This window comes from Nonomuraea sp. NEAU-A123 (assembly GCF_018603905.1).
GTDB lineage: Bacteria > Actinomycetota > Actinomycetes > Streptosporangiales > Streptosporangiaceae > Nonomuraea.
Genome location: NZ_JAHFZZ010000025.1, coordinates 154,811 through 163,714, shown reverse-complemented (window position 1 = coordinate 163,714; position 8,904 = coordinate 154,811). Strand labels below are relative to the sequence as shown.

Here is an 8,904-nt window from a genome sequence, read left to right as displayed (position 1 = left end):
GACTGGGTCGGGACGTCCTTGCGCCCGGCCTGACGAGCCGCCTCTACCCGGGCCTTCCATTTCTCGTTCCCGAGCAGCCAGTCGAATGACTCGGTCTGCAGGGCGAGAAGGTCAGGAACTTCGAGGGTCTCCTGGATACGCGAAAAAGAGACGCGACGGGGACCGGCGGGTATGGCGGTGACGTTAGAAGCTGCCAACAGATGTCCTTCCGGAGGGCACGGATGGAATCGAACTGCGCGCACGCCAAACGCCCCGGCAGAATCCGGGACGTTAAAAGACGGCGCGAGGGGCAGCATAACGCAAATGAGAAACGTATGTCTACACTTAATATACGTGTCAACCTCGTTGCCGCCTTCAGCATCCCATACCCTGGCGGACTCGTCAACTCGCCGCCGTGGAGCAGGTGTCGACCAGGCCGGTGGCGATGGTGAGGTTGCGGATCCACAGATCTTCGAGGTGCGGGGTGGCGGGTGCGCCGTGCACGCCGATGTTGGCGACGTGACCGCCGGAGCGTACCAGGTGAGTGCGCAGTTCGAAGATCTCCGGGAGGCCGACGGCCTCGATGGCGACGTCGGCGCGGATCCGGCTCCGTGCCCGCGCTCTATCAGGGCCGATGGTCCCTGATAAGGCAGGACCTCGTCCTCTGGGAGCCGCGGGCCCGTAGGTGTGTGCTGGAGGTGAGGGAACCGGGGGCGGGTGCCACATCCGGCCGGAGCGACCCGAAGGAGGATGACGATGAGCAGAGCGATCGTGGTCGGCGTGGACGGATCACCATCGGCCGGATCGGCGCTCGGCTGGGCCGCCGACGACGCCTCATGCAGAGGGCTTCCCCTGCGGATCGTGCTCGTACGAGAGCCCTGGGCGGCGGAGCATCCGCCCACCGCGGCCAGTGACCGGCAGACGCTGACCGAGCGGTGCACGTACCTGGTCGACAATGCCGCCGACCAGGTACGGAGACTCATCCCCAACCTCGAGGTCTCAACGGCCGTGGTCACGGGCGCGGTGATCGAGCGGCTGAAGAGCGAGTCGGAGACGGCCGACAGCGTGGTCGTGGGCAGCAGAGGGCTCGGTGGGTTCGCCGGACTGGTCTTGGGCTCGGTCGGGCTCGGCCTGGCCGGGCACGCGCACAGCCCGGTGGTCATCGTCCGGATGCCCGTCCCCGGCAGCCACGGTGAGATCGTGGTCGGCTTCGACGGCTCCCCGTTCGCGGAGTCGGCACTGGACTACGCCCTGGAACAAGCCAAGGCACGGCGCATGCCGGTCCGCGTCGTGTACGCCCAGAGAACGCCGATGCTCACCCCACATCCCGCGGGGTACGGCCCGCTCCTGACCGGGACGCTGGGCGACGAGGCGGCGGAGATCCGGCTGCGCCTGGCGCCGTGGCACGAGAAGTACCCGGACGTCGAGGTGATCGAGTCGACCGTCCCGGGGCACCCGGTCCCGGTCCTGGTCAGGGCGTCCGAGACGGCGGCGCTGGTGGTGGTCGGATCGCGCGGCCTGGGCGGTTTCGCCTCGGCGGCACTCGGCTCCGTCAGCCACGGTGTCCTGCACCGGGCTCGCTGTCCGGTGGCCGTGGTACCGACTTCTTGGCGGCGGTCATGAGCGTCATCGTCGCCCCGCCGTACATGACCGAGACGGCCCGTCACGACTGGGACCTTTTGCAGGCGCAGACCGAGGACGCCCAGGAGTTCGACCCCGCGCAGGCCGGCCACCTGCCGGAACCGGCGCGCCGCTGGGTGCTGCACGCCATCGCTCCGGGGACACCCCTGCTGCGCGCGGTGGTGCTGGACATGCACGGCTCCATCCGGCTCAGCACCTGGCGCGACTTCCGCGCCCAGCAGGTACTCCTGCCGATGGAGGGCTTCGTGTGGTCGGCCACCGCCTATGTGGGACCGCTACCCGTGCACGGGTTCGACCGGTATCGCGCGGGTCAGGGGGAGATGCGCTGGCGGCTGCTGGACGTCATCCCCGTGATGTCGGGTGCCGGTCCGGACATCACCAGAAGTGCCGCGGGACGGCTGGCATGTGAGTTCGTCATGGCGCCCGCCGCCGCACTCGACCCGAGGGTTCGGTGGAAATCGATCGACGACCGCCAAGCGATCGCCGGCCTTCCCGTGGGGACCGAGGATCACGACGTGACCCTGACCATCGCGCCCAGTGGCGCGCTGGAGCGGGTCACCATGTCCCGTTGGGGTGATCCCGGGGAGGGCCGTTACCGCGAGCACGTGTTCGGGGTGGAGTGCGGGCGCGAGATCGAATTCGACGGGTTCACCATTCCGGCCTACCTGGCGGGCGGCTGGTGGCCCGGCACTGATCGGTGGGCCGAGGGCGAGTTCATCCGCTTCACCATCGACGACGCCCTGTTCCGATAAAGGCCGTCGGAACCCTCGTAGGACAGGAACCATGGGTTCACCTCAGATGCCTGACCCGGACGATGCCGGGCACCGTGCGGGCCAGCACGTCGGCGATGTGATCGGCGTGTTCGTGGGGCGACCCGCTCAGCTGGGCCACGCCGTCGCGGACGCTGACGTCCCAGCTGGGCCCGAAGGGGTAGTGCTCGCGCAGCGCGGCGATCACGTCCTGGCGCAGTCGCTCGTCCGGCCGGGCGAGCATGGCCAGCAGGTCGCGGCGGCTGACCATGCCCACGATCCGGTCCCCCTGTACGACCGGCAGGCTCTTGATCCGCTTGCCGACCATGAGGTCGATCGCCTTGGTGACGTCCGTCGTCTCGGTCACGGTGACGGCTTCGCGGGTCATGACCTCCATGACCCGGCGGGGCGGCGGTTCGGCAACCGGGCCGACGGGGCGTACCGAGGCACGGGGGTCGGGTTCGAACTCGCCCCGCAGCAGGTCGAGCTCGCTGACCACACCGACGAGCCGGTCGGTGTCGTCCACGACCGGAGCGGCGGTGATGTCATGGCCGTGCAGCGTCCGGATGGCCTGCCGCACCGGGTCGGTGCGGCGCACGGTGATGGGCGGCCTGCTCATGACCTCGCGCACGAGCATGACTATCGGGCTTCCCACTTGGAGTCGTCGTGCTTCCAGGCGAGCTCGTCGATGACGTCGACCACGCCGTCGACCCGGCCGGTCATGCGGACGGCGATCGAGGCCTCGGTCCTGCGGTCCATCCGGCCGCTCAGCGTCACGACGCCGTGGCGTACGTTGACGGTGACGCCGGAGGTGTCCACCCACAACCCCCGGTCGAGGACGTCCTCGCGCACCTCGGCGGCGATGTCGTCGTCGCCGCGCAGGAACACCTTGATCAGGTCGCGGCGGCTCACGATGCCGGCCAGCCGGCCGTCCGCGTCGACGACGGCGAGCCGCTTGACGTCGTGGGCGTCCATCAGCCGGGCGGCCGAGACGGCCGAGGCCTCGGGCGAGACGGTGATCGGCGGGCGGGTCATCAGCTCGCCCGCGGTGTCACCGGTGGCCTTCTCCTTGCCCTTGGGGTGGCGCAGCCGGGCGCGCAGCGGTGGCCGGTAGCCCTCCCGGTAGAACTGCTCGCGGAACTCCTCCTTACGGAGCAGGTCGGCCTCCGACACCATGCCGACGACGTGGCCGTTGCCGTCGACCACCGGGACGGCGCTGATGCCGCCGGCGATCAAGGTCTCGGCGATGTCCTTGAACGGGGTATTCGCGGTAACCGTGATGACCTTGGCGGTCATCACGTCGGCGACGGTCCTGAGCTTCACGGGTCAGCCCTTCTCGTCTGCTGTTCTTGTACCTTCATCACAGCCCCGCGGCAGTGCGGCTGGTAGGGCCGGAAGTCCCGAACGGGGCGGTCGTTGGTCAGCGCGGGCGGCGCAGCAGCGGAGCGCAGGGCGCGATCCTGATCCGCACGCCCACCGTCGTGGCGCCGTCGGCCGTGACGATGACCGGGTTTCGGCCACCTCGGATGGGCAGCTCGGGCACGGACCAGACCGTGCCCCCTCGCAGGCGTCGGCGGTCATTGCCTCCGAGGATCGCGACGCGGGCTGATATGACAAACCCGTGCCCCGACCAGGGAGGGCGTGGCGATGTCCAGGTGTAACACTGATCTTATGACCGAGGGCGAGCACCGCCTGTTGATGCCGAACATGCGGCTGGATGAGCTGCTGGCGGAGCTGCAGGTCCGGCTGAACGCCGTGCTGTCCACCCGCGACCGGGTGCACGCGCTGCTCGAAGCCGTCGTGTCGGTGGGCAGCGACCTGGATCTGGAGACGGTGCTGCGCCGGATCGTGGAGACCGCCACCAGGCTGGTGGACGCCAGTTACGGGGCGTTGGGCGTGGTCGGGCAGGAGAGCACGCTCGTTCAGTTCATCCCGGTCGGGCTGACCGAGGAGGAGATCGCTCGCATCGAGCACTGGCCGCACGGGCTGGGCCTGCTCGGGCTGCTGATCAAGGACGCCCGGCCGCTGCGGCTCGGCCGCATCTCCGACCATCCCGAGTCTTACGGGTTCCCGTCCGGGCACCCGCCGATGGGCACCTTCCTCGGCGTGCCGGTACGGGTGCGGGATGAGGTGTTCGGCAATCTGTACTTGACCGAGAAGCGGGGCGGGGCGGAGTTCGACGAGGAGGACGAGGCCATCGTCATCGCCTTGGCCGCCGCGGCCGGTGTCGCGGTGGAGAACGCCCGCCTGTACGAGGAGACCCGGCGGCGCGAGACCTGGCTGCAGGCATCCTCGGAGGTCACCACCAGCCTGCTGTCCGGGGCCGACCCGCGCGAGGTGCTCACCCTGATGGCCGCCCGCGCCCGTCAGATGAGCGACGCCGACCTCGTGGAGGTCCTCATGCCGGAGGCAGGCGGCCGGTCCCTGATGGTGGCGTACGTCGACGGTGAGCACGCCGAGCAGGTGGCGGGCCTGACCTTCGATCTGGTGGCCACCGCGGCCGGCCAGGTGTACACCCGCGGCGAGGCGGTGTCAGCGGAGGACCTGAACGAGACGGACTCACCGCTGCGCCACCTGGGCTTCGGCCCCGAGTTGCTGATGCCCCTGGGCGTGGGGGAGAAGGTACGCGGCGTGGTGGCCGTGGCCAAACACGCGGGCCGGCTGCCGTTCAGCGCCGCGAACCTGCGCATGCTGGAGGCCTTCGCCGGGCAGGCCGCCATCGCGCTGGAACTGGCCGAGGCCCGTCGCGACGCCGAACGCCTCAGTCTGCTCGAAGACCGCGACCGCATCGCCAAGGATCTGCACGACGTGGTCATCCAGCGGCTGTTCGCGATCGCGATGACGCTGATGAGCACGGTCCGGCTGGTGGAGAAACCCGAGGCGTCGGCCCGGATACGGCACGCGATCGACGAGTTGGACGAGACCATCCGGCAGATCCGCTCGACCATCTTCGCCCTTCAGGGATCACGTGCGGGTCTTGGCCCCAGCCTGCGCGCCCAGATCGTGGAGTTGGTGGAGGCTTCCCGTGGCCATCTCGGCTTCACACCGGGCCTGCTGATGGAAGGCCAGCTCGACAACCGCGTCCCCGAACCCATCGCCGAGAACCTGCTCGCCGTCCTGCGCGAAGCGCTGTCCAATGTGGCCCGCCACGCCCAGGCCTCCAAAGCGGACATTTCTGTCAAGGTGGCGGATGGCATGCTCACACTGGCCGTACTGGACAACGGCGTCGGACTGCGCGCGGATGGCGAACGCAGTGGCCTGCGTAACCTGCACGAGCGTGCCACCGCGCTCGGCGGCTCTTTCGCTGCCACCGCTCCGGAAGCCGGGGGGACCGCTCTTCGCTGGAGCGTCCCTCTCTGACGCTGGCCTGCTTTTGTCGGCGAAGTCCTGCTCATTCCCGTCGATCTGCCCGCAACCGTGCTGAGAGCGCCGCAGCCTGGGTACGGCGCTGCATGTCGAGCTTGGACAGCAGGTTGGACACGTAGTTCTTGACCGTCTTCTCGGCCAGGAACATACGCTCGCCGATCTGCCGGTTGGTCAGCCCTTCACCGATCAGGTCCAGGATGTGCCGCTCCTGCTCCGACAGCGCCGCCAGCGGGTCCTTCCTGGCGGCGTGCTCCCGTAGCCGCTGCAGCATCGCCGCGGTGGTCTGCGGATCGAGCAGCGACTGCCCCGAGGCGACCGTGCGCACGGCACCCACCAGATCGGAGCCGTGGATCTGCTTGAGCACGTACCCGGACGCGCCCGCCATCACCGCGTCGAACAACGCGTCGTCGTCGGCGAAGGACGTCAGCATCAGGCACGCCAGCTCCGGCAGCCTCGAACGGGCCTCGCGGCACACGTCCACGCCATTGCCGTCGGGCAGCCGCACGTCCAGCACCGCCACGTCCGGCTTGAGCGCCGGGATGCGGGCGATCGCCGACTCCGCCGTCCCGGCCTCGCCGATCACCTCGATATCCGCTTCGGAGTCCAGCAGGGCGGCCACGCCCCGCCGTACCACCTCATGATCGTCGACGAGAAACACACGAATCATGCTCTGACGCTAACCGGCCAGGACCAGCGCAGAGAAGGGGCGAAAGTCCCTAAGAGGAGTCGCCCGGCGGGTCATGCGTGTCACGAGCAGGGCTTCGCTGCTCTCTTGACGTCGACGATCCCGTCCAGTCGTTCGGCCGCGTGTACGGCGGCGGCTGCCTTACTGCGCCGTAGCTTTCGCCGCACGGCCCGGTGGTGTCAGGTGGTAGCCGGGTTGCGCTGATCGCTGGGGGTGTCCAGCAGGGCGTTCGCCGAGCGGTGGATCTTCGTCAGTGCGCTGAGGAGATGTTCGCGTTCGGTCTCGGTGAGGTCGGCGGTGACCATCTCTTCGAGGAAGCGCCGTTCCTTCTCGATGGGTGCTTGCAGGGCGCGCCCGGCGTCGGTGAGCCACAGCCGGACCAGGCGGTTGTCCCGGTCGTCGCGGCGCCGGGTGAGCAGGCCGGCCGCGGCCATCCGGGTGGCCGCCTTGACCACGTTGGGGGTGGTGACGTTCAGTGCGGCGGCGACCTCGCCCGGGGTGCGGCCGTCCTGCTGCCACAGCACCGCGAGTAGGTGATCTTGTCCCAGGTGCAGCCCATGGCGCCGCATAGCCGCGTCGGCCGCCGCCCGCAGCACCTTCGACGTCTTGCTGTGCATGTCCAGGAATTCAGGCACGTCGAGGCCTCCGGTGATGTCGCGGGCGCAGCACGGTGCGATTGACAGGAGATCGTGTACCGGTTAGCGTTCTCTCGATCGTTAACCGGTACACGACTTAGGGGTTTTCATGATACTGGTCACTGGCGCCACCGGGAACATCGGCCGCGAGCTCGTCCGCGAGCTGGACGAGGGCGGCGTGCCGTTCCGTATCCTGATCCGCGACCCGGCCCGCGCCGCTGCATTCCCCGAGCGGACCGAACGGGTCGTGGCGGACCTGAACGACCCGGCGACGCTGCCGCCCGCCTTCGCGGGAGTCGACCGGCTGTTCCTGCTCACTCCCGGCATCGGCCTCGACCACACCCGGCACGCCGTCGCCGCCGCCCAGTCCGCGGGGGTGCGCCACATCGTGCACCTGTCCTCGTTCAACGTGCTCGGCGACCCCATGCCCGCCATGGGCCGCTGGCACCACGAACGCGAGCAGGCCATCCGAGCTTCCGGCATCCCGGCCACCTTCCTGCGACCCGGCGGCTTCATGACCAACGCCTTCGACTGGCTGCCCACCATCCGCCAGGCGGGCTATGTCCTCGATCCGGTCGGCCCCGGCCGATACGCGCCGATCGACCCGGCCGACATCGCCGCCGTCGCCGCCCTGGCTCTTACCGATGACGGCCACCAGGGCCAGGAATACGTCCTCACCGGCGAGGAGGTCTTCACCATCACCGAACAGGTCAAGATCCTCGCTGCGGCGACCGGCCGGGATATCGCGATCCGGGCAGTGACCACCGCAGAGGAGGCCGTCGCCTCCCGATTCCCCAACGGGGCACCCCCGGCGCTGGCCGAGGCCATCATCGAGGGGTTCCACCTCATGCGCGCCGACACCGCCGGACTCCGTACCGACACCGTGGAGCGCCTGCTTCAGCGCAAGCCCCGCACCTTCGCCGCCTGGTGCACACGCAATGCCGACACTTTCCGGACCACCTGATCCGCGTCGATGTGGTGGTGTGGCTGGGCGCGCGGGCCGGCGCCTCAGCTCGCCGCCCGCTCCTGGCAAGGGCGTGTTGGTGCCGCGGCCGGTAACGGCCAGATCCGTCACCACGACGCCCGCTCCGGCGCGGCGCATCACGGCCCCCTGGGAGCCCGACCGGTCCACCCCGACGACCCCTTGCAGCGCTGACAGTCACGAAAGGGCGAATGGCCCGATACGGCGGGCACAAGGGCTCTGTCGGCGGCTGGTCGGCTGAGGTGTCCTGGAGGCAGGTGAGAGCACATCCTGTGAAAGGGGGTCATCATGGCTACTTCTCAGGCCAGGCCCGTCATGGACGCTGATCCGAGCGAGCGCGAGACCCGTCCGGTCGATCATGTCTGGGCGGTCGCCCGGATTTCGATCGGCTGGATCTTCCTGTGGGCGTTCCTGGACAAGACCTTCGGCTGGGGTTTCGCCACTCCGGCCAACCGGGCCTGGATCTCGGGTGGCAGCCCGACGACCGGGTTCCTGAAAGGCACCGGTGAGAACGCGCTCGGCGGCTTCTTCTCCGGCCTGGCTGGGCAGGCGTGGGTGGATTGGCTGTTCATGCTCGGCCTGCTGGGCATCGGCGCCGCGCTCATCCTGGGCGTGGGCCTGCGGATCGCGGCCGTCGCCGGCACGCTCATGCTGGTCCTGATGTGGGCGGCCGAGCTGCCCTTGGCCAACAACCGTTCATGGACGAGCACATCATCTACTCCATCGTGCTGGTCGGCCTCGCCCTGGCAGGCGCCGGAACGACCCTCGGCCTTGGCAACCTGCCCATCGTCCAGCGCAACCCGTACCTGAAGTAGTGCGCCCCGCGCTCGCGCCCACCTCGGTGCCCGGGATGGGCGCGCGGTTGCG

General features: G+C 69.3%; 10 protein-coding genes and 1 pseudogene. 5 read left to right on the top strand and 6 right to left on the bottom strand.

The annotated features are described in order from the left end of the window. Positions 1–296 (bottom strand): hypothetical protein (locus KLK06_RS48655; protein ID WP_374197200.1); only part of this gene is annotated, 296 nt, incomplete at its 3' end. Positions 297–735: 439 nt separating this feature from the next. Here KLK06_RS48655 and KLK06_RS48650 point away from each other — a divergent pair. Further along, a complete protein-coding gene (locus KLK06_RS48650) occupies positions 736–1,602 on the top strand; it encodes a universal stress protein (protein WP_214642562.1) in 867 nt (288 codons plus the stop codon). Continuing rightward, the gene (locus tag KLK06_RS48645) at positions 1,599–2,372 is read left to right on the top strand and encodes a DUF6544 family protein (protein ID WP_214642561.1); all 774 of its coding nucleotides are present in this window, start codon (positions 1,599–1,601) and stop codon (positions 2,370–2,372) included. The genes KLK06_RS48650 and KLK06_RS48645 overlap by 4 nt, the downstream gene beginning before the upstream one ends. 37 nt (positions 2,373–2,409) lie before the next feature. Here KLK06_RS48645 and KLK06_RS48640 read toward each other — a convergent pair whose 3' ends face one another. The 3 genes from KLK06_RS48640 to KLK06_RS62005 all read right to left on the bottom strand — a co-directional run bounded on the left by KLK06_RS48640 (position 2,410) and on the right by KLK06_RS62005 (position 3,912). Further along, positions 2,410–3,000 carry a CBS domain-containing protein gene (locus KLK06_RS48640; RefSeq protein ID WP_214642560.1) on the bottom strand — a complete coding sequence of 197 codons (591 nt, stop codon included), beginning with the start codon at positions 2,998–3,000 and terminating at the stop codon, positions 2,410–2,412. Between the two features lie 8 nt (positions 3,001–3,008). Continuing rightward, entirely contained in the window at positions 3,009–3,692 is a 684-nt protein-coding gene (locus tag KLK06_RS48635) for a CBS domain-containing protein (RefSeq protein ID WP_308168777.1), read from the bottom strand. A 97-nt stretch (positions 3,693–3,789) separates the two neighbouring features. Further along, entirely contained in the window at positions 3,790–3,912 is a 123-nt protein-coding gene (locus KLK06_RS62005; RefSeq protein ID WP_284735354.1) for a hypothetical protein, read from the bottom strand. 128 nt (positions 3,913–4,040) lie between these two features. On the opposite strand from KLK06_RS62005, the gene KLK06_RS48630 reads away from it, so the two are divergent. Continuing rightward, positions 4,041–5,729 carry a GAF domain-containing sensor histidine kinase gene (locus tag KLK06_RS48630; RefSeq protein ID WP_214642559.1) on the top strand — a complete coding sequence of 563 codons (1,689 nt, stop codon included), beginning with the start codon at positions 4,041–4,043 and terminating at the stop codon, positions 5,727–5,729. 31 nt (positions 5,730–5,760) lie between these two features. Here the strand turns inward: KLK06_RS48630 and KLK06_RS48625 are convergent, their stop codons facing one another. Then, positions 5,761–6,402 carry a response regulator transcription factor gene (locus KLK06_RS48625; RefSeq protein WP_214642558.1) on the bottom strand — a complete coding sequence of 214 codons (642 nt, stop codon included), beginning with the start codon at positions 6,400–6,402 and terminating at the stop codon, positions 5,761–5,763. 197 nt (positions 6,403–6,599) lie between these two features. Next, positions 6,600–7,055, bottom strand: coding sequence for a MarR family winged helix-turn-helix transcriptional regulator (locus tag KLK06_RS48620; protein WP_214642557.1), 456 nt, complete (start codon positions 7,053–7,055; stop codon positions 6,600–6,602). Between the two features lie 109 nt (positions 7,056–7,164). On the opposite strand from KLK06_RS48620, the gene KLK06_RS48615 reads away from it, so the two are divergent. Then, positions 7,165–8,019: an NAD(P)H-binding protein gene (locus KLK06_RS48615; protein ID WP_214642556.1), complete on the top strand. Its 855-nt coding sequence runs from the start codon at positions 7,165–7,167 to the stop codon at positions 8,017–8,019. 306 nt (positions 8,020–8,325) lie between these two features. Further along, positions 8,326–8,852 (top strand): annotated as a pseudogene (locus KLK06_RS48610) (hypothetical protein). The last annotated feature ends 52 nt before the right edge of the window (positions 8,853–8,904 follow it).

What these genes read in the sequence shown, in the direction of transcription:
- KLK06_RS48645 (WP_214642561.1), top strand. Translation starts at nt 1,599, where the DNA reads ATGAGCGTCATCGTCGCCCCGCCGTACATGACCGAGACGGCCCGTCAC.
- KLK06_RS48630 (WP_214642559.1), top strand. Translation starts at nt 4,041, where the DNA reads ATGACCGAGGGCGAGCACCGCCTGTTGATGCCGAACATGCGGCTGGAT.
- KLK06_RS48625 (WP_214642558.1), bottom strand. Translation starts at nt 6,402, where the DNA reads ATGATTCGTGTGTTTCTCGTCGACGATCATGAGGTGGTACGGCGGGGC.
- KLK06_RS48650 (WP_214642562.1), top strand. Translation starts at nt 736, where the DNA reads ATGAGCAGAGCGATCGTGGTCGGCGTGGACGGATCACCATCGGCCGGA.
- KLK06_RS48615 (WP_214642556.1), top strand. Translation starts at nt 7,165, where the DNA reads ATGATACTGGTCACTGGCGCCACCGGGAACATCGGCCGCGAGCTCGTC.